Source organism: Catalinimonas locisalis (assembly GCF_038039535.1).
Classification (GTDB): domain Bacteria; phylum Bacteroidota; class Bacteroidia; order Cytophagales; family Cyclobacteriaceae; genus Catalinimonas.
In genome coordinates this window covers 1-20,708 of the sequence record NZ_JBBPHP010000058.1, presented here as the reverse complement: position 1 = coordinate 20,708, position 20,708 = coordinate 1, and the positions used below count along the sequence as shown (strand labels likewise).

General features: G+C 40.0%; 16 protein-coding genes. 9 read left to right on the top strand and 7 right to left on the bottom strand.

The annotated features are described in order from the left end of the window. The first annotated feature begins 3 nt into the window (after window positions 1–3). Complete coding sequence (locus tag WJR50_RS31440) at window positions 4–1,404, top strand: aminopeptidase P family protein (protein ID WP_341297306.1); 1,401 nt, start codon at window positions 4–6, stop codon at window positions 1,402–1,404. 227 nt (window positions 1,405–1,631) lie between these two features. Next, window positions 1,632–2,771: a sulfatase-like hydrolase/transferase gene (locus WJR50_RS31435; RefSeq protein ID WP_341297305.1), complete on the top strand. Its 1,140-nt coding sequence runs from the start codon at window positions 1,632–1,634 to the stop codon at window positions 2,769–2,771. Between the two features lie 81 nt (window positions 2,772–2,852). On the opposite strand, the gene WJR50_RS31430 is transcribed toward WJR50_RS31435, so the two are convergent. The 3 genes from WJR50_RS31430 to WJR50_RS31420 all read right to left on the bottom strand — a co-directional run bounded on the left by WJR50_RS31430 (window position 2,853) and on the right by WJR50_RS31420 (window position 6,164). Next, a complete protein-coding gene (locus WJR50_RS31430) occupies window positions 2,853–3,800 on the bottom strand; it encodes a nitrilase family protein (protein WP_341297304.1) in 948 nt (315 codons plus the stop codon). Between the two features lie 73 nt (window positions 3,801–3,873). Continuing rightward, window positions 3,874–4,515, bottom strand: coding sequence for a CatB-related O-acetyltransferase (locus tag WJR50_RS31425; RefSeq protein WP_341297303.1), 642 nt, complete (start codon window positions 4,513–4,515; stop codon window positions 3,874–3,876). 161 nt (window positions 4,516–4,676) lie between these two features. Further along, a complete protein-coding gene (locus WJR50_RS31420) occupies window positions 4,677–6,164 on the bottom strand; it encodes a glycoside hydrolase family 140 protein (RefSeq protein ID WP_341297302.1) in 1,488 nt (495 codons plus the stop codon). Window positions 6,165–6,376: 212 nt separating this feature from the next. Here WJR50_RS31420 and WJR50_RS31415 point away from each other — a divergent pair, with 212 nt between their 5' ends. Then, window positions 6,377–7,018 carry a hypothetical protein gene (locus tag WJR50_RS31415; protein WP_341297301.1) on the top strand — a complete coding sequence of 214 codons (642 nt, stop codon included), beginning with the start codon at window positions 6,377–6,379 and terminating at the stop codon, window positions 7,016–7,018. An 81-nt stretch (window positions 7,019–7,099) separates the two neighbouring features. Here WJR50_RS31415 and WJR50_RS31410 read toward each other — a convergent pair whose 3' ends face one another. From WJR50_RS31410 to WJR50_RS31400, 3 genes are all read right to left on the bottom strand, one after another. Then, window positions 7,100–7,885, bottom strand: a complete 786-nt coding sequence (locus WJR50_RS31410; protein WP_341297300.1) for a tetratricopeptide repeat protein — start codon at window positions 7,883–7,885, stop codon at window positions 7,100–7,102. A 328-nt stretch (window positions 7,886–8,213) separates the two neighbouring features. Continuing rightward, window positions 8,214–9,665 (bottom strand): L-lactate permease, encoded by a 1,452-nt coding sequence (locus WJR50_RS31405; protein WP_341297299.1) that lies wholly within the window; start codon window positions 9,663–9,665, stop codon window positions 8,214–8,216. A gap of 387 nt (window positions 9,666–10,052) precedes the next feature. Continuing rightward, window positions 10,053–11,294: a glycoside hydrolase family 18 protein gene (locus WJR50_RS31400; RefSeq protein ID WP_341297298.1), complete on the bottom strand. Its 1,242-nt coding sequence runs from the start codon at window positions 11,292–11,294 to the stop codon at window positions 10,053–10,055. Between the two features lie 333 nt (window positions 11,295–11,627). On the opposite strand from WJR50_RS31400, the gene WJR50_RS31395 reads away from it, so the two are divergent. The 6 genes from WJR50_RS31395 to WJR50_RS31370 all read left to right on the top strand — a co-directional run bounded on the left by WJR50_RS31395 (window position 11,628) and on the right by WJR50_RS31370 (window position 18,571). Then, a complete protein-coding gene (locus WJR50_RS31395; RefSeq protein ID WP_341297297.1) occupies window positions 11,628–12,197 on the top strand; it encodes a chemotaxis protein CheB in 570 nt (189 codons plus the stop codon). A 170-nt stretch (window positions 12,198–12,367) separates the two neighbouring features. After that, the gene (locus WJR50_RS31390) at window positions 12,368–15,970 is read left to right on the top strand and encodes a CheR family methyltransferase (RefSeq protein WP_341297296.1); all 3,603 of its coding nucleotides are present in this window, start codon (window positions 12,368–12,370) and stop codon (window positions 15,968–15,970) included. A 156-nt stretch (window positions 15,971–16,126) separates the two neighbouring features. Then, window positions 16,127–16,531 carry a response regulator gene (locus tag WJR50_RS31385; protein WP_341297295.1) on the top strand — a complete coding sequence of 135 codons (405 nt, stop codon included), beginning with the start codon at window positions 16,127–16,129 and terminating at the stop codon, window positions 16,529–16,531. A gap of 257 nt (window positions 16,532–16,788) precedes the next feature. After that, window positions 16,789–17,664, top strand: a complete 876-nt coding sequence (locus WJR50_RS31380; protein WP_341297294.1) for a c-type cytochrome — start codon at window positions 16,789–16,791, stop codon at window positions 17,662–17,664. A gap of 2 nt (window positions 17,665–17,666) precedes the next feature. Next, complete coding sequence (locus tag WJR50_RS31375) at window positions 17,667–18,251, top strand: hypothetical protein (RefSeq protein ID WP_341297293.1); 585 nt, start codon at window positions 17,667–17,669, stop codon at window positions 18,249–18,251. Between the two features lie 23 nt (window positions 18,252–18,274). Then, window positions 18,275–18,571, top strand: coding sequence for a Bor/Iss family lipoprotein (locus WJR50_RS31370; RefSeq protein ID WP_341297292.1), 297 nt, complete (start codon window positions 18,275–18,277; stop codon window positions 18,569–18,571). Window positions 18,572–18,673: 102 nt separating this feature from the next. Here the strand turns inward: WJR50_RS31370 and WJR50_RS31365 are convergent, their stop codons facing one another. After that, window positions 18,674–20,509, bottom strand: a complete 1,836-nt coding sequence (locus tag WJR50_RS31365; RefSeq protein WP_341297291.1) for a glycoside hydrolase family 2 protein — start codon at window positions 20,507–20,509, stop codon at window positions 18,674–18,676. Window positions 20,510–20,708 lie beyond the last annotated feature (199 nt).

The window sequence follows — 20,708 nt, the reverse complement described above, 5'->3', positions numbered from 1 at the left end:
CCGATGAGCAGTTTAAAAAGATTTGACACCCAAACCTACCAGAAAAGAAGAAAAATACTAAGAGAGCAGTTTCAGGATGGACTGATATTGTTACTGGGAAATGACGAAAGTAGTATGAATTTTCGGGATAACTGGTATCCTTTTCGTCAGGATAGCACTTTTCTTTATTATACCGGAATAGATATACCCGAGCTTGCCTTGTTGATTGATCTTGACGAAGAGAAAGAAATTCTTTTTGGCGATGACGTATCTATGGACCAGATCATCTGGACAGGACCACTACCTTCTGTGGCAGAAAGAGCAGAGCGAGCAGGAATACAAAATTCTGAACCCACCAAGGATTTAAAAAATTATCTACGGACTGCTCAACAAAAATCACGTAAGATCAGATTCTTACCACCCTATCGAGAAGAAAGGGTAAAAAAAATTCATCATCTACTAGAAATACCTTTGCCTAAGGTAGACTTACAGGTATCTGAGGAGCTTATTCATGCTGTCATTGCTCAGCGGGCATACAAAAGCAATGAAGAAGTGAATGAAATGGAGAACGCAGTAAACATCTCCAATCAAATGCACCTGTTGGCCATTCAATCTGCAAAAGCAGGGATGAAAGAGTTTGAACTGGTTGGTAAAGTGCGAGGTGAAGCGATTTCTGCCGGAGGTGACATTGCATACCCTATCATTCTGACTATCAATGGGCAAACATTGCATAATCATTATTACGGTAACACACTAAAGGAAGGCAATATGATATTAATGGATGCCGGAGCTGAAAACACAATGCACTACGCCGGTGATCTTACCAGAACGTTTCCGGTAAGTAAAAAATTCTCTTCCCTACAGAAAGATATGTACAACATTGTACTGGACGCTTATGAACATGCAGTGCAGGCATTACATCCCGCTAAGCTTTTCCGGGATATTCACCTTTTAGCATCCGAAAGACTAGTTACCGGTTTAAAAAACCTTGGCTTTATGAAAGGAAGTCCTACAGAGGCAGTAGCGGCTGGTGCACATACTATGTTTTTTCAATGTGGGTTAGGGCATATGATTGGACTGGATGTTCATGATATGGAAGACCTGGGAGAACAATATGTGGGCTACAATGAATCCATTCAAAAAAGTAAAGCTTTCGGACTCAAATCATTGCGTCTGGGCAAAGCCCTGGAAATCGGAAATACAATCACTGTAGAACCGGGCATATACATCATACCGGATCTTATTGACCGCTGGCAGGCAGAAAAAAAGTACAGCGATTTTATCAATTATGAAAAACTGAACAACATACGGGACTTTGGAGGTATTCGTATAGAAGATAATTTCTTAGTTACTGATGAAGGGAGCCGTAAGCTTGGCGAATATTTACCGCTCAAAGCTGAGGAGATTGAGGATCTCAGAAGTTAAACCACGTACTGAAACCAGCCTCACCTGTGTGCTTGTAAGCTATTTATCTTTTTCAATCAACTGCATGTTAATTTTAGATGAAGTCGGGATGAAATATGTTCAGCGCTATTCAGAGTATTCCTTTCAAGCAAAATTTCAGATATATTGATGTCTATTGAATGATTAAGGCACAATAAAGTCTCTAATAAAAGTTGAGCTTTTCCATTAAACCATAAACAGCTTCATATATGTCACCTAATCTATGTAAAGCGCTGTTAAGGCAGCTGCTATATGTTAATTTTCTATTAATTTTTATCCATTTTACTTCCTTCGCCCAACAGAAAAATTCTACGGAAAACATCATTCTCATTACCCTTGACGGTCTGCGCTGGCAGGAAGTATTCGGCGGGGCTGATCTTAAATTAATCGCCCATCCTGATTATGTAAGCGATACTAGTGAACTTAAAAGTTTGTTTTGGAAAAATGACCAGGAAGATAGAAGGAAAGCATTAATGCCTTTTTTTACTGATGTAATTGAACAAAAAGGACAGCTTTATGGCAACCGCCATGAAAACTCAAATGTAAACCTGACTAATTCTTTCTGGTTTTCATATCCGGGTTATAATGAAATTCTGAGTGGCTTCGGTGACGAACGTATTGATAGTAATGACAAGAAGCCTAATCCCAATCATACCATATTAGAATTTATCAATCAGCAGAATGGATTTGAGAATCAGGTTGCTGCTTTTGGTTCCTGGGATGTATTTCCTTATATCATCAATGAAGAAAGGTCGGGTATACCTGTGAATGCAGGCTATGAAAACGCTGAGGGCCCATCACTTTCTGATCTGGAAAAACACCTTAACATTTTGCAACCTCAGCTGCCGGGACACTGGCCAACGGTACGTTTTGATACCTTCACCCATCATTACGCTTTGGAATACTTAAAGAGAGAACAACCACGAGTATTATATGTAGCTTATGGTGAAACTGATGACTTTGCCCACGATGGCAAATATGATGAATACCTTAAAGCAGCCCATCGTACTGACATGTTTATCAGCGAGTTATGGGATTATGTTCAGTCCTCTGATCACTACAAAGACAAGACAACTTTCATCATTACTACTGATCATGGAAGGGGCACCGAACCCCTGGATACCTGGAAGAGTCATGGAGAAGATGTGATAGGTTCTGATCAGGTTTGGATAGCAGTGATGGGGCCAGACAGTCCGTCTCTTGACAAAAAATCACTGGAAGGTCAATACTACACCAACCAGATAGCCCCTACCCTTTCTGAGTTTCTTAAAATCAACTATCAGCCTGAACAGAAAAGTGGTGCTCCTTTAAGTAAGGCCTTGGGCAACAGGAGTACAGAAAGAAAGTAAAACCAGTTATTGTTATGGTCTTTACATAAATTGTATGTAAATATTTATTTTTATCATTTGAGCAATCAAAATGTAGACCTTCTACTTATTTTTCATCCATACAGGCTTCGTTTCTGATTGATGACTTGCGCCTATTATTTCACGATAAAGCTCTGGCCTACGGGCATTGCGGTAACGATATCCACCTGCAAGCGTAAGTTTATTACGGGTAATTGTCGCCACTGAAACCACATCATCAAAGCTTTTGATTTCGGTCAGAATTTCACCATAAGGATCAAGAATCATGGAGTTGCCATTCTTTAAATGCTCTCCGTCGTAGCCAATGGGATTGGTAAAAGCATAATATACGCCATTGTCATAAGCACGGGCAGGAAGCCATCTCAATAACCAGCCTCTTCCCTTCGGACCATCAAACTCCTGCCGGAGTGGAACCGGATCTTCCTTTCTGTTTTCCCAAAGCTTATCTTCTACATATCCCCGGCCGGGCATTGCTGAGGGTGTGCAGGCGGTAACATGTGGCGCAAAAATGATTTCAGCTCCCAGCAAGGTAGTAGCTCTTACATTTTCAATGACATTATTATCATAGCAGATCAGTATACCACATTTCCAACCTTTGATATCAAATACAGCATACTCCCCACCCGCTGATAGGTACTTGCTGATAAAAGGGTGGATTTTTCTAAACTTTGCAATCAGGCCGTTTTGGTCTACACAAATGTACGTGTTGTACAGTTGGTCACCATCTCTTTCAACCAGCCCGGCCAGGATATATACATCATTTTCTTGAGCAATTCTAATCAGTTGCTGACAACTTTTCCCTTCCGGAACCTGCTCACTTAAGTCTAAAAGTTCTTTCTGTTCTAAGTCTTTCAGGAATGTATAGGCAGTAACCGAAAGCTCATGAAAGCATACCACATCCGCACCCTGGCCTTTAGCTTCTTTAGTAAGTCTTTCTATGACAGATAAATTATAAGCTTTATCCCCATCCTTTGGCTCAAACTGTGCAACTGCAATGTTGATATTTGACATAGATTCTTGAATTATTTCTCAGGTTAAATTTTGCCTACTTAAAAAAAGCTGAATTGCGGCCTATTTTAAAAAATCAATTTAATGTTTGTGATATTTCTTCCAGCTTGTGGATATCATTGGCGCTGAGGTATTGCACATTTTGACTAATCTTTTCTATATCCCAGTCCCACCAACGAATCTTTAATAATTTTTGAATTTGTCCTTCTGTAAAGCGCTTTTTAATCTCAACTGCAGGATTTCCACCAACCACAGTGTAGGATGCTACATCTTTGGTTACTACGGATTGAGATGCAATGATAGCACCGTCCCCAATCTTTACGCCGGGCATTACAGTTACTTTATATCCCATCCACACATCGTTTCCCACCACCGTATCTCCCTTATATGGGTATGATTTACCTTCCATAGCTCCTTCCCAGCCATTTCCAAAGATCGCAAATGGATAAGTAGAAACAGCATCGGTTAGATGATTTGCACCGTTCATGATGAAAGTGACATCAGAAGCAATCATACAAAACTTACCAATGATGAGCTTATCGCCTGAAAAATCAAAAAGGTACTTTACATTCTTTTCAAAATTATTAACATTTTCAAAATCATCATAATAGGTGTAATCACCAATGATAATGTTAGGATTCTGAATGATATTTTTTAAAAAACAGAGCCGTTTATAATCTTTAAGAGGAAAGATAGTATGCTTATCAGGACCGTTCATCTTACAGTGATTAATTGTGGAGATTGGGTTGAAATCTAAAAATAAGCAAATAAAATATAATGATATGGTTACTTTGAGCTGCTCAAGCCATCAAATTCTTCCTTAGACTTGATCACAAAGTAAATGTTCATCAATCCGCAGCTAATAACAAATGCTGGATTCTAGCCTTCTCTCAAAATCAGTACGGCATCTGTCCAGCTGCCAGGAGGTTGCAGAATAATTTCTTCCTGAATGTTATTGATCTGTCCTCCATCCTGATAATTTCCACTTACTGTATTATACCACAATTTTTCTATAATGCTACCCGATGGAAATCTATGAGTGATATTTAGACTTGCTGCTGAATTATCAGGGAAATACACCAAAAGTTCCTTGCGGTCACCTACATTAACTGCCACTTTTCTTAACTCCCCGGCGCCTTCTTCCTGGCTCATCACCCCCTGTGTCGGTTTCCAGTCAGGCCAATGATAAGAATCACAAAATTCTTTTAGTTTTATCAATGTCACTGCCCCTTCCATATTCATCAATTTTTGCCAGCCTTTGAATGGACTAAAGAGTGGCCCATTATTCAGCGCATCACGAAAACCTCCGTAGGTAAAACCTGCTGCTCCGGCAAACATAGATTGATAAGCCTGCCTGCGCATCTGTACAGCAGATATTACAGAATCCGTATCTTTGATTGGAAAACCTTCATAGCCAGGTTCACCCATTACAGTAGGTTTAATGGGGTCGCTAAGTGCATAATCTTCCATTACGGCCGCATAAACATCATTAACATTGGTGAATGTCTCAATCATATTGAAATCCAGCCAGACATCTTTATGAAACCAATCGGAAGAATTCAGATAAGGAGCCCCGTCAGGATGATAAGTCATGAGGACATAATCCCAGAGTGGAGATTCCTGATTCCAGTCTACTGATTCCTGAGTAATACCCTGCAAAATACCTTCGGCCATCGCACGGTAATGCCCCAGATAATCTCCTTGTGCATCAGCCTTCACATCTCCACCCATAACCCAAATCAGGTGATTTTCATCACGATATCTTTCTCCTAAGAATTTGCCATAGGCTCGCATATCTTCTAGACCAAATATTGCCGATGAGAATTTACCATGACTGGCATTGACGTATCTTCTGCCCCAGACCGGAAGTACCGCAAGTATCATATTTCTATCCTTTGCTGCCTGAACAATATAATCTACATGATCCCAGTAATCATTAGGATTGTCAGGACTACCACCTTCCACTATCTTAGGCTGCGTTGGATCAGGCTTGCCATCAATCTCTCTAAAAGCCTGATGTCCATAGGCATTTTCAGGATTTGTAGTAAAGTTTACCGGATCGTCTTCTCTCTTTCCCCAGAAGAGACAAATCTGCAATACATTGAAGCCCTGAGCTTTGCGTTGATCTAGATAAATGTCAACATCTTCTTTGTTGAGCCATTCTGACATACCCCAGCTGGTATCTCCCAGCCAGAAGAAAGGTGTTCCATCCTGATGTTCAAGATATCTTTGGTTTTCCGAAACTGTAAGGAGTGGCAGGTGGTCGTTCTCGGATGATTGAAAAGCGCAACCTTGTAGGAAAAGGATAATAGTTATAAATAAGTAATAAGCGTTTTGCATAAAATGTATGCTGCTGATATAAGTCATCTTATGTATGCGAAAAAAAACTCAGCTTAAGATAGCCATTTTTTCAGTTCAATCTCAAGCATAAGAAATTCCCAGCTGATACTCATATACCAATAAATACCGTGCATACGGTAGGCCATCTACTTTTTAGGGGGTATTTCAGTCAACAAGGATAGAAACTACTTTTGTATTATACATTCTTCATAATTATTTTAAAATTAATCCTTGTACAAATGTACAGTAGAAAAGTAACCCAATCCCAATACTCATACGGATGGTCTGCATTTATTGGTGGTATCCTTTGGATATTATACTACGTATTTGATTTTGCCTATGGTATTCTGGAAGATCATACCAGCTATCAGGTAGCAAACTCTCCTGCTTTAAGAATTACCGGACCCGCCTATTTTGGAGGTGTGGTGTTGATAGGGTACGCTTTGTTGGGTGTGTATCAACTTCTAAATTCTAAGTACAAAGCATTATCAATTCCTGGCTTGATCATTGGTGGTATTGGTACGCTCGCTGCTATCGTTGGAACTATAGGTACAATTCTATCTTTGTGTAAAGTTGATTTTCCCCAGCAAGTATTTAATTATGTAGGACCTAGTATTCTACCCGTTTTTGTAAGTGCAATTTTGCTTGGCATTGCTAGCTTAAAAGCGCGAACACTTCCAGTAAATACTGCATATCTCATCCTGGTTTTTGGACTAACCACATTACCCTTAGGGCTTACAATATGGAAACTTATGGACAATACAGTTCCAAACTATTGGTATGATGAACTACATTTCGTATTGGCAGGAATCTATTGGATCAAAGTGGGAAAAGTATTACAAAATCCGATCAAGCCTAAGCTAAGCACTGCTATAGTTTGAAAAAGCCTTTCTATAATTAAGTCATCTGTTTGTGTCATACAAATGCTGACTGATGATTCTCTCTGCATTTATAATTAATTCCTATTCGCCTGAGTGTTTTGAAGTTTTGGTTGGTTTGGTTTCTGATTCTTTTTCTCCCACTACATTGTGACAGTATTCTTTTCTCAGCTCACGTGTAATATTGACTCCCCCCAACATTCTAGCCATTTCTAGAGCATTACAAGCTTCCTCATGGTTTTGAGTTTCAATATGTATTAAAGCCAGATTTTTATAAGCATGCGAATTCAGAGGGTAATATGACAAAGAAGTTTTTAATTCCTTAATAGCCTCAATAAGATTTCCCAACTGAATATTGGCAAAACATCTGTTATTCCAGGCTGCGCCAATAGTTAGAGAATCCTGAGTCATCTGTAAAGTACTATCAGCATAAGCGATCGCTTTTTCGTGCATCCCTAAACCATTATTGTAATAGGATAAATTGAGTGTACCTACTGGGTCTTCAGGATGATATTTTCTCAATTTCTCTAAAAAATAAAAAGCGGTGTAATAATTTCCAGCCTCACCAAACACATATCCTAAATGAATAAGTGTCAGTCGGTCAGAAGGATATTTGTTGAATATATTTACGAAAGTATAAAAGGATGAATCGTATTCCTGAATATATCGGTACGCTCTTGATTTTAGATGCAACAACTGAAGCTGCACTGAATCTAACTGTTGATGTTCCTGTAAATAAGCTTGGGTAGCATCTATCACTTGCCTGTAATTTTTTGCTTTAAACGCTGAATCTACACTTTGTAGCACTTCATGCTGTGCAAATGCCAAATTTGAAGTGATAATGACCAGAACAATCGTTAAAACTCTCATGTGTATCCCTATTAATGCCAGTTTTGAGAAGAGCAATTATCATCACGATTTTGCTCAAAAGTTAATTTCAACAGGCATCAAGGTAAGCCGAACTCATCTATAATTTACTCATAAGAACAGCCATTACGTACATATGTAGCATATCACAATGATGTCCAAAAAAACTGAAATAGTAATTGGGTTTCTATATTTATTGATGGGTAATTTTGGGATAGATTCAAGAAGTTTACGACTATATTAGACTTCTGTGCTGAGTGAATTTGTAGCCTTGAATTATCCAACTAATTAAATCACAATTGCTTTTCTCATTGAACAACTTTGATGTTTTTTACATCCAGCCCATCAGTGCCATTCCCATTATAGCTACCAACAAAGCGCCTGCCAGTACCGGAAACAAGGTTTTCTGCAATACGGCTTTATAATTCTGCAGATTGGCGATAGCGGCAGCTGCGATAATGTTAAATAAAGAAACCGCATTACCGAGACTCGCTCCTATCAATTGCTGGGAAAGTATTACCTCAGTATCTAAACCAATGAGCTGTGCAGTTTCCAGTTGGGATGGTGCAAATACAATGTTGGATATGGTAGTACTGCCGGTAATAAAAGCCCCTATAACGCCTATTAATGGAGCAAAAGCCGGATACAATTCTCCTAAATTTCCCAACATTTGGGCAATGTAGCTGATCATAGAAGGTTGTTCTACACCGGAATAAATCATGAGCTGGGCTACAGCTATGGAAGGAAAAAGCACGACAAAAACCGTTAAGGATTTTTTCAAGGCAATATTAGCCTGGAGGTTCTTATTTTTATAAAACCAGGCCACACCTAAACCTACGATAATGAAAGGAATCATGGGAGACTGCAAAGGTTTAAAAATTGTCTCAATGCCGGTATCAAATAAGTTGATGAAAGTAATATCCCAGCCTATCCAGCGGCTTAGGGGCATGAAAAACTTAGGTAGGATGAGCAGAAAAGCCAGAAAAACATAAGGCAGCCAGGGCTGATAGTCAATCTTCACTGCTTTGGGCTTCAGGTAAAAGACGGAAAGCACTAACATGAGTAAAGAAGCCAGAATCGTCGCCATATCGGTAATCAGATAAGCAAAGACACAGAAAGGCAGCGCAAAGAAAAGGTACAGCACAAAGATTTTTGACTTGTACTGTAACGGATAGTGGGTTTTGCGAAACATCTGGAAGATTATCAGCAAAAGTACCGCCATCATCAGTACGCCTATCACTGCCGAAATCGTACCTATCAAATTTACCTGAGCATCACTCAACTGTAAAGGAAGCTGCATACCTATCTTCAATGGAGTTCCTACCGCACCAAAGAGGGCAAAAAGCCCGTCAAATAATAAAACTACCGCCACCGAAAATACGGCATCAAAGCCCATTGAAATCAGAAGCAGGGGCACAATCGCTCCCGGAGTTCCAAAACCGGCTACACCTTCAAAAAAAGAAGTCAGACAAATGGCGATTAGAAAAAACCTGATCTCTTTGGAGGGATGCAGTTCATCAATAGAATGTGTAATACGCTTGATGAGCCCACAATTATCCATGATATTATACAAAAAGGCCGCGCCAAAGACGATCATCAGAATATTAAGGGTAGTAATGAGCGACACTGTAAGGGTACCAATAAAATGGGTGATTCCAGCTCCCCAGTAAAAGAAAAGAAGGATAGTAACTACAAAAGCAGTCATCACCGCCTCTTTCACTCCCTTGATGAGAGATACTACAACCAGCAGAAGAATTGGCAGAATTGAAAAAAAATATATCAATACAAGTGGTTTTATGCTCTACTCTTTAAAGGTAGCATATGTTTACAAAACGCTCAATGTTTGAACCCGGCTTTCACTATTAAGTACAATAGCCTTAAGACTACAAGTCCTCTTACACCATTATACTATTTGCTTGAAAGGGTTTTGGCAATCTGGCAGAGATGTGTCAAAGTACTCCTCTGAAATCTGGAAGTAGCCATTATGCAAAATAATTACAACATCCGCTCCCAATAGTCATGCTGAACACCTTGAAGCACCTTTTCTAATCCTGATTTAAGCATTGAAGAAAACAGACGATTCACATACGCAGAGCATGACATTTTAAATGATGGTAAAGGCAGTCTTATTTAGTTAAAATAGAATCTCCTGTTATTTTGTTAACTCAGTTTATTCCTTACCAGCCACTACCTGCTCCTGGGTTGCAGCATTGTAGATGGCGTCCACCAGACTGTTGTCTTCCTGCGTATCGTTAGTAAGCTGCCAGAACATAATGCCTCCCAAATCCTTTTCAATGGCGTACTCGGTTTTAAGTTTCAGCGATAGTGTATCATCGTAGGAGATGAAAATACTATCCGTAGGGTTATAGAGATAAGGGGCTTTGGCGGTCTCATCCCAGTAACGGGTGAAGCCATTCTTATTTTCGTACGCTTTACGTATATCTTTGTAGCCTGCCCATCCGGTGTGGACGCCTTTATTCGGTTGATAAAGTCCGTTATTCTCAGGTGGCACGCCTTTCCATGCTCTGCCGTAGAATGCCCCTCCGATGACGATCTGCTGCGGATCAACGCCCTGGGCGATACAGTAATCGATGATCCTTTGCGCGGAACGGGGCTGGTACAGACTTGCTCCTTCTTCTGCATCAGCTCTTCTTTCCTGCACATATGTATAAAAAGGATGATCTTTAACATCATCATCGGTGATGAGGCCCAGTCCGGTGTGGTGGGCAGTATAAGGTGTGGTGCCACCAACTGCGTCATATGTCATTACGTTCATATAGTCAGCATATTTCATCACTTCAGTAAGCTCTACATGATCGTAGTAACGCTGCCAACCTGCTGAGGCGAAGGTAAGGATCAGATCAGGGTTTACCGCATCCATGGCTTCGCGCAGTTCTTTCATCAGCAAAGTGAAGTTTTGTTTATCCTCAGGACGGAAATCAATTCCGGCAGAGCCTATGGCCGGGTATTCCCAGTCTATATCAATGCCATCCAACTGATATTCATTGATCATGGCGATGGTACTTTTGACGAACTTCTCACGGCCTACGGCAGTCACTGACATATCTGAGAAGCCGCCTGCTCCCCAACCTCCGCAGGCCAGCATAAATTTGATGTGAGGATGATTATCTTTCTGAGCCAGGAGACTGCGCAGTTTTTCGGGAGCTTCTTCATCGGTGAAGCCCATTTCACCCTCTACCACTTTGGAAAAAGAATAAATGATATGGCTCAGTTGATCAAGCGGTAGCTTCTCTGGCGGATACTCATCACTAGGCACATAATAGGCCATGATATGAATGGGTAATTGTCTGGCTGCAACTTCCTGCTCCTGGTTAGAAGATGCCTGGCAACTATTTAAGGCTATGGTGATCAAAATAATAAAGCAGGTACTGAGATGCAAAGTTCTGAGCATAGGTTTATGGGTTTAGGAGTCGGATTAAAAACAAGAAAATAAGTGCTTGATAACGCATACAAATATAAGTAGCGTTAGGATTGCTGCAAGTCAATTTGATCTTCCTGCAGTTCTATTTTTTTTAGGTTGATGTATATATTGTAACTTCAAGCCTCATCTCTACTTTTTGTCAATAGAATGACTGTTTCAAAAAAGATAGTCATCAGCTAATTTATTAAGACAGATTAAAATCACTAACTTTAAAATATTACTGTATCTCAAGCAGATCTATTTTTCATCAAAGCCTGTGCCTTCTCAGATAATATCAAGGCAGTAAACTTTAACTGAGCCAATATGGAACCTGATTTTGTCGTAGTAGGTATCGGATATTCGGCGGGAGGGATACCTCCACTTAAAAGGTTTTTTGAACAGATACCTACCAAAAGCGGGTTATCATTTGTAGTGGTACAGCATCTGCACCGCCGGCAAAGTAATCGGCTTAAAGAAATACTAACACCTTCTACTCAGCTCAAAATTGAATACATCAGTGATAGCATGATTATGCAGCCTGACCATATCTATCTTCTTCAATCTAATCAGTATGTCAAAATATGGGATCACCACCTCTATCTATTAGACCGTAGAGAAGAGGATATAGTAAACCAGGCTATTGATACTTTTTTTGAATCTCTGGCGCTGGAAAAAAAGGAGCAGGCAATAGGTATCATACTTTCAGGAGGTGGTAATGACGGAGCCAAAGGCTGCATACGGATACATGAAGAGGGTGGAAAAGTAATGGTACAGTCACCACAATCAGCTGAGTTTCACTTCTTACCCAATCATGTAATAGAAGCTGATAACCCTATCGCAGTAGAAAGACCTGAAGATCTTGCCCATACCTTACTGGATATAACCAGAAAATAAGAGCAGATTATTTTTGAACAAAACTAACTTATCCACGAAAGCGTAGTTAAAAGCTATAGCATCATATTTTATTTTTTTGACTTTCAGTATTAAAATAAATTGTGTTTATCGCTAATGTTTTATAAAGTAGATATTCATAGAATGCTCATTTTTTCATTTGTTTAAGGCATATGCATAATTTTCATGTGATAGGTATAGGTTCTTCCAGCGGAGGTTACGCAGCTGTAAAAACACTATTCTCCCACCTTCACGATAAGCCCGGTATGAGCTTCTTAATCATACAACATATTTCGCAGCAGCATGCACCCATTGAACCTGAAATGATGGCAAGGCACACTTCCTTACCAGTGTTACGCGCTGCTGATGGAGTTAGTATTGAGAAAGATACGATTTACTTAATGCCTATGGATCGTATTCTTAACATTCGTCAGAATACATTTTACTTTAATCCTAATGCTGGTCATATTGCCCTTACCCATTCTATAGACACATTATTTTCTGATATAAGTAAGTCTTATGGAAATAAAGCAATAGGTATTCTACTTTCTGGTAAGGGTACCGACGGTAGTTTGGGGATAAGAAGCATTACTGAAGCAGGAGGCATCGTGATGGTACAAAGTCCTGAATCAGCCACTTTTTCTGATATGCCCCAAATTGCCATTTCTTCCGGATATGCCGATCTTATCATGCCCCCTGAGCAAATGGCAACAAAGCTAAAAGAAGTAGAACAAGATAATCTGCCTGGTAAAACTAAAGATAAGGAGCTGAGCATAGCCTCAGAAAAAGAGCATGTACAAAAGATTATTGAGCTATTGAGTGAATATTCCGGAGTAGACTTCATTCATTATAAAGTCAATTCACTGATCAGGCGAATTGAAAAACGAATGCTGCTGACCCGGCTGTCAAGTGCTAAAGAATACTTTAATTATTTGCAGACTCATAAGCATGAGCTTTTTACACTGTACAAAAAATCTTTGATTGGGGTTACTGATTTTTTTCGGGATAAGGAAGCCTTTGCCACTTTTGAGCAAGTCGTAATACCTCAACTTTGTCAGGAAAAAGAACTTTACGAACAGCTAAGAATTTGGGTACCAGCCTGCTCTACTGGTGAAGAAGCCTATACCATCGCCATCCTGATGGAAGAATATATACGAGATCATCATCTCAAAGTAGATTACAAGCTTTTTGCCACTGACCTTGACGAAAGCGCACTTGAATTTGCCAGTCAGGGTTGTTATCCTCCCGATGCACTAAAAAATATGTCGGAAGAACGTATCAATCGCTTCTTTCTTCAGGAATCATCATTTTATACGATAAATTCCGCCATACGCAAAAAGCTTCTCTTTGTAAAGCATAATCTTTTAAAAGATCCTCCCTTTATTCGACTGGATGTGGTTTCCTGTCGTAATTTATATATTTACCTCAAGCCCGAAGCACAACAGCAGATCACCAACATTTTTCATTATGCCCTTAAGCCGGGTGGCTTTGTGATGCTGGGAGCCAATGAATACATGGGCGAATCTGATACCGGCTTTGAGAAGGTAGATAGTAAAAATAGGATTTACCGAAACTTAGCCTCGGTAAAACAACATCCTCTGATATTTGATAGTGATATTAATCTACCCAGCCGGGGTCTTTATAAAGCGGCCCTTCCTAAAAAAGAACTATCCAATCTCCCTCGTCTTGAGGACGATATGGTTAGCTTGCTATTGCAGGTTTATGTATCGGCTGCCATAGTAGTCAACCAAAAAATGGAGGTAGTATATCTGCACGGAGAACTGAGCAAATATCTGCGATTACCTAAACAGGAAATGAGCTCTTCTTTGGATAAAATGCTGGCGCCTCATCTTTTGTCTATCATCAAAAGCGGTATTATTAAACTGAAGGAAGGAAAAAACAATTTGCACTTAAAAGATATTAGGATTAGCAATGAAGGAAGTGAATCCATTACAGATATTAAATTTCGTTTACTGAAAAGCAATAGCCGAGATCAGTTGTATTTTTTGATAGAGTTCGGTAAGGAACATAATGATGAATCTGCTACTACCCATGTGACCGAAGATACTACAGCAGAAGTTGTTTCTATGGATTATATCAGTAATCTGGAAACAGAACTTAAGCATACTAAACAAGAACTCATCGCCATCACTCATGAACTGGAAGCTAACCGGGAGGAACTACAGGCATCCCATGAGGAAATGCTTTCTTCCAATGAAGAACTCCAGAGTACCAATGAAGAACTGCAATCTTCCAACGAAGAACTCTTTTCAGTGAATTCAGAACTAAAACGCAAAATTGAAGAACTCACCACACTCAATCATGATATCAACAACCTCTTTGAAAGCACTGATATAGCCATACTATTTCTGGATGAGAAACTGAATATCCGCAAATTTACTCCCTCAGTCAATTTACATTTCAAAATCAGAGATACTGATATAGGCCGGCCATTAACTGACCTGAATAAAAGCTTCAAGGATCTTCATTTTGAGAAAAATTTGCTAATTGTCCTTAAGCAACTGGAGGTAATTGAAAAAGAAGTGAAGAATCGTAATGATAATTACTATCAGCTACGCATTATTCCTTATCGTAAAGATGACGAGAACAGTGCGGGCCTGGTAATCACTTTTGTAGATATCACGGATTTGCGCAATGCCAACAAACAACTAAAGTCACTAGCCACTGACCTAAAGCGATCAGAAGGGAATCTACAATCACTTCTTAATAATACACCGGATATAATCATTCGCTTTGATCCTGAACTCAATCATCTTTTTGTCAATAATTCTGCAAAGAAGTTTTTCCGTAAAAAGCCCCGAAATTATACTCACTTTGATGAATATAGCGCTGAGCTCTTTGACAAATCGGAAGGTGAAAGGATGAAAGATAAATTTCTAAATGTGCTCAAGAATGGTGTGAATGACGAATTTTATACCACCACATTCAGTAAAAAGGACCCTATACATTTTTATGTAAAATTAGTAGCAGAATTTGACCAAAAAATGGAAAGTCCTCAAAGTGTTTTAGCTATCGCCAGAGACATTACTCCTATTAAACAGGCAGAAATCAGACTCCATACCAAAAATAATGAGCTGATCAGGATCAATGAATATCTGGACGAATTTGTCTATGCTATTGCTCATGACATGCGGGCACCAGTAGCAAACTTGCTTAGCATTGTAAAACTTTTTGAAACCGGAGATAATCAAAGCCAGGAGAAGCTTTTGCATTTACTTTCCAAGACAGTTTACCGACTAGACTCTACCTTGAATGGCCTTATTGATATGATTGAAGCACAGGAAAGTGGTAATCAACAAGGTGAAGCCTGTATTTTTAAAGAAATTGTGGAGGACATCAAAAACGAGTTGCTTACCAAGATCAACGAAAGTGGTGCTCAGATTGTCTGTGATTTTGATAAAGTACCTAACATCAAGTACAACAAAACATATCTTTATAGCATCATACGTAATCTTCTCAGTAATGCAATCAAATACCGAAGTAGTCAGCGTACTCCTGCCATCAAATTACTGACAAAACAACTGGAGAATCAGGGTGTGATGCTTAGCATTTCCGACAATGGAAGAGGAATAGATCTGAAGGCAAACGGAAAAGCACTATTTAAACCTTTTCGTCGCTTTGACGATGACTCTGAAGGAAAAGGGATTGGATTGCATATCATCAAAAATATGATTGAGCGTAATGGAGGTAAAATAAAAGTAGAAAGTGAAGTAGATAAAGGCACCACTTTCAGGATGTATCTAAATGCTTATTGAATAATTACTAGTCTTACATACTTTCTTTTAAGTCTGCTGACCATAAAATTTGACGATTAATACTCACAAAAGCTTCTTTATTAATCGTCATAAAAGTTCTATTTTTATCATAGATTTTTTCAAACAAACCGTCTTATTTTTTAAAAACTACTACTAATGGAAATCAACCCTGTATTGATTATTGATGATGATGAAATATCTCAAATGGTTTTGTCATTTCAGGTTGAAGATGTTCTTCACACTGAAACTATCGTCATCAAAGAAAACGGAGAAGAGGCATTACATTTTTTAGATGAAGTAGTTTCAAACAAACAGGAAGAACCCCGGCTCATTTTTCTTGACTTGAATATGCCTCAAATCAGTGGCTATGATTTCATCAAAATCTATGACAAAGATTACGCAACATTACTCCCCAATGTTAGATTAGTGATCCTGACCAGTTCAGTACGCAAGAAAGACAGGGAAATGGCAAAAAACTATAGCTCCGTAAAAGGATTTTATAAAAAGCCTCTGGAAGAGCATCAACTGAAAGAAATCATGGCTTATGTTGAAAACGTTTAGTTTGTAAAACCATACCATTACGATTTTTTATAATTATTTTTAATTAATCCATTTCTTACCCCCTCACTGTATAATAGACTTCCGTGCATACCAGATCTGCTATTTACTGGTAAAACGGTAGCGTAAAATACCTTGTACCTGGTATATCATTCACCATCCTTCCGGTATATGATGCAGCGATAAGTTCGCCCAATTTTGTAAAGCAAAGGAGAATCCCCCTCTGCTTTATGACAAGCGATTCTAAACATCCGTGCATCATGATAAAAAAGCTCTTTAAGTATTTACTTTTCGTTTTAATTGGAATTTTAGGTGGAGCAATTCTTTTCTTCACCTATGCTAACTATTCAGTAAACAAGCGCTTTCAAAAGAAGTATGCAGTAGCACTTCCGAATGTTCACATCAATTATGACTCCGCCAGCTTAGCACTTGGCCAACACCTGTCAGTAATTAAAGGGTGTACCGATTGTCATGACAGTGATCTGGGAGGAAAAATAATGATAGACGACCCTGCTATGGGCAGATTGGTTACTCCTAACCTAACTCAGGGTATAGGCGGATTGCCGGCAAATTATAGCGATGAAGATTGGGTAAGGGCCATCAGACATGGACTAAGCCGTGAAAACCTTCCGCTTAAGCTGATGCCTTCTCAGGAATTTAATTTTCTAACCGAAAAAGACCTGAGTGCGCTTATAGCATACTGCAAATCACTCAAGCCCGTAGATCGCGAACTCCCCGATACTGAAATCAGGCCGGTGGGTATCATGCTTACGCATTTTGATAAAATTCCTATGATCCCAACTGAGCTGATTGATCATGAGAGACCACTCGCATCTGATATTCCTAATAAAGTATCTCTTGAACTGGGTGAATATCTTGCTGTCTCCTGTACCGGTTGCCACCGCACTGACTTTAAAGGTGGAGACAGCCACCTTCCCGGAGGTCCTCAAGTAGCTGATATCACTACGGAAGGAAATGTCGGCCGATGGACCGAAGCGGAATTTATCACAACGCTACGTACCGGAAATACTCCGGAAGGCAAGCAGTTAAACAATGCCTTCATGCCCTGGCAGATGACCAAAGCATACACAGATACAGAATTGAAGTCGCTTTACATCTATCTTAAAAGTCTTTGACAATGAAAACTTATAAGCATTCAGCTTCTTTTACACTGTTTGTTATGCTGCTCTGTATCAATGTCGCCTGCAAGAGAAATATGTCAGAAAGTATGGAGTTTCAGGTTAACCCTAAGCTCCTGGGACAACATCAGCAGGATACTGTATTAGGCATCCGATATGCCAGTCCTCTTGGATTCACTTCTTCTCATCAGGAATTAGCCATACGTCAGGGTGCAATGCAGAATGCAGGAGAAGAGGTTGAAGTAAGAGCAGTGTATCAGGATGAAAATGCTCAAGCCTATATGATACTCTCGGCTGTAACGCAAAACCGCTGGGATCAGCTTTCTACCTCAGTTTCACAGAATGAGTTGAACTCCGAGGCGTGGACCAATATGCATTCCACGACATACAATTATAAAGACTTTGAAGTACAGCAGTGGCTCCTGCAAAATGCAGAGTGGGTCAACTTCAAACTTATTTTCAAAACAAAGGAGAGCCGCTTTTTCCAGCTTGATTATCTGCTGCCTTCCTCTATTTACAATGAACAAACCGCAAAGACAATAGAATCTTCAATTGGATCTTTTACTTCATTTTATAACAAATAATAACCCAAATCAAAAAACAAATCATGAAAAGAATGCTCAAAAAAGTGTTGGTAATCACAATGATGGCCGCCTCTCTAAGTGCCTGTATGACTGTTGAACATACTGTAGGACAGGGTGCCCAAGGCCCACAGACAGCAACTGAACGTCAGTGGTATGTATTGTGGGGATTAGTGCCTATTAATAAGGTAAACTCTCAGCAGCTGGCGCAGGGAAAAGCTGACTACACTGTGAAGTCAGAAGTACAGCCATTAGATGTTATCATCAACGCTGTTACTGGTTTCGTATCAGTATATAGCCAGACTGTAGAAGTACAATATTAGAATATGTGAGTTACAAAAGAATCTCTCAATAGATTGATGGTAGTATTAATAAAAAAAGAATCATCCCAAAGTTTGGAATGATTCTTCATTTTTTAAGCCTTCTTACTCTGCGTATAGTTTATTGTGCCACTGTTTCATCTGGGCTTCATCAAATTTTACCACTTTACGATCATAGGTCATCAGTCCGTTGACTTCCACTTCCACATCAGTAGTCTGGGTGTAGATAGCTGCTGATAAGCCTCTGGAAATTAGGGGAATCAGATCATCCATCAGTTTTTGATAACGGTCTGCCAGTTCTTTTTCATTTTTAAAACTCTGATAGCCCCAGTTATCTTTTTCCTGCCAGGTATGATCTTCTACTGGTAGCCCTAGTCCTCCAAACTCTCCTAATACAAGGATTCTATCTTCTCCGAAAAGCTCTGGATCAGGCATGGCGGGATCAGGATAATTGTGCAGGTCCATGATATGGCCTACCGGGTAAAAGTTTCCTCCACTGGCAGAATTAACTAATCTTGAAGGATCGTATTCCATGGTCCAGTTGGTTATTTCTTCGGTTTTGAACTGACCCCAGGCTTCATTGAAAGGTACCCATACCACGATAGAAGGAAAGTTATGGAAGTCATCCATGATCTCCTGCCATTCGGTACGGAAGATTTCTTCTGATTCAGCGGTTCTTTCTCTTTCGGTTTCAATGCCCATCACTACGCCCGGACGCTGGTTCCAGAAATTCCCCATATCACCACTGGGCATATCCTGCCATACCAGCATACCCATCTGATCGCAGTAGTAGTACCAGCGGGCGGGCTCAACTTTCACATGTTTTCTGATCATGTTGAAGCCCATGTCCTGCGTTTTTTCAATGTCAAACTTCAGCGCTTCATCGGTTGGAGCAGTGTATAAACCATCCGGCCACCAGCCCTGATCCAGAGGGCCGTATTGAAAGACAAATTTATTGTTGAGCATCATGCGTTGAATGCCATTATCATCTGGCTCCATGCTGATTTTGCGCATGGCACTGTAGGTTTCTACTTCGTCTATTACTTTCCCATTGCGCAGCAAAGCTACTTCAATATCATAGAGATGAGGATTGTTAGGTTCCCAAAGCGAAGGATTGTCAATGGTCAGCACAGCTTCTTCGCTGGTGCCTACGGTTTGTTCGCCCAGGGTATTTTCTCCATCCATCACCCTTATCCTCAACTGATCACCGCTTTGGGTATTGGCTACTTCAGCACTCACATGAAAAGCATTATTATCCAGATCAGGGGTATTTTTGGTTGACTGAAAATAGCTGTCGGGTACCGCTTCCAGCCAGACAGTTTGCCAAATTCCAGTAACAGGTGTATACCATATTCCGCGAGGGTCTTTGACCTGCTTTCCCCTGGGCTGAGGACCATCATTGGTGGGGTCCCAGACTCTTAACACCAGTTCCTGCTGTCCTCTTCCCTGAAGGGCTTCGCTTACATCAAAAGAAAAGGGATCGTACCCTCCCTGGTGCGTCCCTACACTTTGTCCATTGACAAACACTTCTGTTTCCCAATCAACCGCGCCAAAATGCAGCAGCACTTTCTTTCTTCGCATATTACGGGGGAGTTCAAAGCTGGTATGATACCAGAGTTCGTTCTCTTTCCCTACTCTTTTACCGACACCTGACAAAGCAGATTCTACGGCAAAGGGCACCAGGATTTTGCCATCATAAGAAGAGGGCGCTTCACCTCCTTTGCTCTGTATCGCATAGTCCCAGAGGCCATTGAGGTTGTGCCAGTCTTCACGTACCATCTGAGGTCGGGGATATTCTGGCAGTGGATTTTCAGGATTTATTGCTACAGCCCATTCGGTGAGAATTTTATCATCTACCGCTTCCCATTGCTCATCCTGCGTTACTCCGGGAACGACCAATGCCAAAATACATACTGCACTCAGTAATAAGTGTTTGTTCATTGTTTAGGTATTATATCAGTTTTAAAAAAATGCTTGGTTCAAAGATACATTATCATAAAGGAACTACTGAAAAACAACGATATGAATTTTGATTTAGCCCTATGAGATTTGGGATTTGGTTTTGCTTTAGAGCATGTTTAAAAATTTGCTTTTGTTTCAAGCTAATCTTTGAATTACAATTTGGCAATTCTGCCAGAGC

Excerpts from the sequence above, each read along its gene's own strand:
- WJR50_RS31440 (WP_341297306.1), top strand. The coding sequence starts at position 4 with ATGAGCAGTTTAAAAAGATTTGACACCCAAACCTACCAGAAAAGAAGA.
- WJR50_RS31370 (WP_341297292.1), top strand. The coding sequence starts at position 18,275 with ATGAAAAGAATGCTCAAAAAAGTGTTGGTAATCACAATGATGGCCGCC.
- WJR50_RS31415 (WP_341297301.1), top strand. The coding sequence starts at position 6,377 with ATGTACAGTAGAAAAGTAACCCAATCCCAATACTCATACGGATGGTCT.
- WJR50_RS31420 (WP_341297302.1), bottom strand. The coding sequence starts at position 6,164 with ATGACTTATATCAGCAGCATACATTTTATGCAAAACGCTTATTACTTA.
- WJR50_RS31390 (WP_341297296.1), top strand. The coding sequence starts at position 12,368 with ATGCATAATTTTCATGTGATAGGTATAGGTTCTTCCAGCGGAGGTTAC.
- WJR50_RS31385 (WP_341297295.1), top strand. The coding sequence starts at position 16,127 with ATGGAAATCAACCCTGTATTGATTATTGATGATGATGAAATATCTCAA.
- WJR50_RS31410 (WP_341297300.1), bottom strand. The coding sequence starts at position 7,885 with ATGAGAGTTTTAACGATTGTTCTGGTCATTATCACTTCAAATTTGGCA.
- WJR50_RS31380 (WP_341297294.1), top strand. The coding sequence starts at position 16,789 with ATGATAAAAAAGCTCTTTAAGTATTTACTTTTCGTTTTAATTGGAATT.
- WJR50_RS31395 (WP_341297297.1), top strand. The coding sequence starts at position 11,628 with ATGGAACCTGATTTTGTCGTAGTAGGTATCGGATATTCGGCGGGAGGG.
- WJR50_RS31375 (WP_341297293.1), top strand. The coding sequence starts at position 17,667 with ATGAAAACTTATAAGCATTCAGCTTCTTTTACACTGTTTGTTATGCTG.
- WJR50_RS31430 (WP_341297304.1), bottom strand. The coding sequence starts at position 3,800 with ATGTCAAATATCAACATTGCAGTTGCACAGTTTGAGCCAAAGGATGGG.
- WJR50_RS31425 (WP_341297303.1), bottom strand. The coding sequence starts at position 4,515 with ATGAACGGTCCTGATAAGCATACTATCTTTCCTCTTAAAGATTATAAA.
- WJR50_RS31435 (WP_341297305.1), top strand. The coding sequence starts at position 1,632 with ATGTCACCTAATCTATGTAAAGCGCTGTTAAGGCAGCTGCTATATGTT.
- WJR50_RS31365 (WP_341297291.1), bottom strand. The coding sequence starts at position 20,509 with ATGAACAAACACTTATTACTGAGTGCAGTATGTATTTTGGCATTGGTC.
- WJR50_RS31400 (WP_341297298.1), bottom strand. The coding sequence starts at position 11,294 with ATGCTCAGAACTTTGCATCTCAGTACCTGCTTTATTATTTTGATCACC.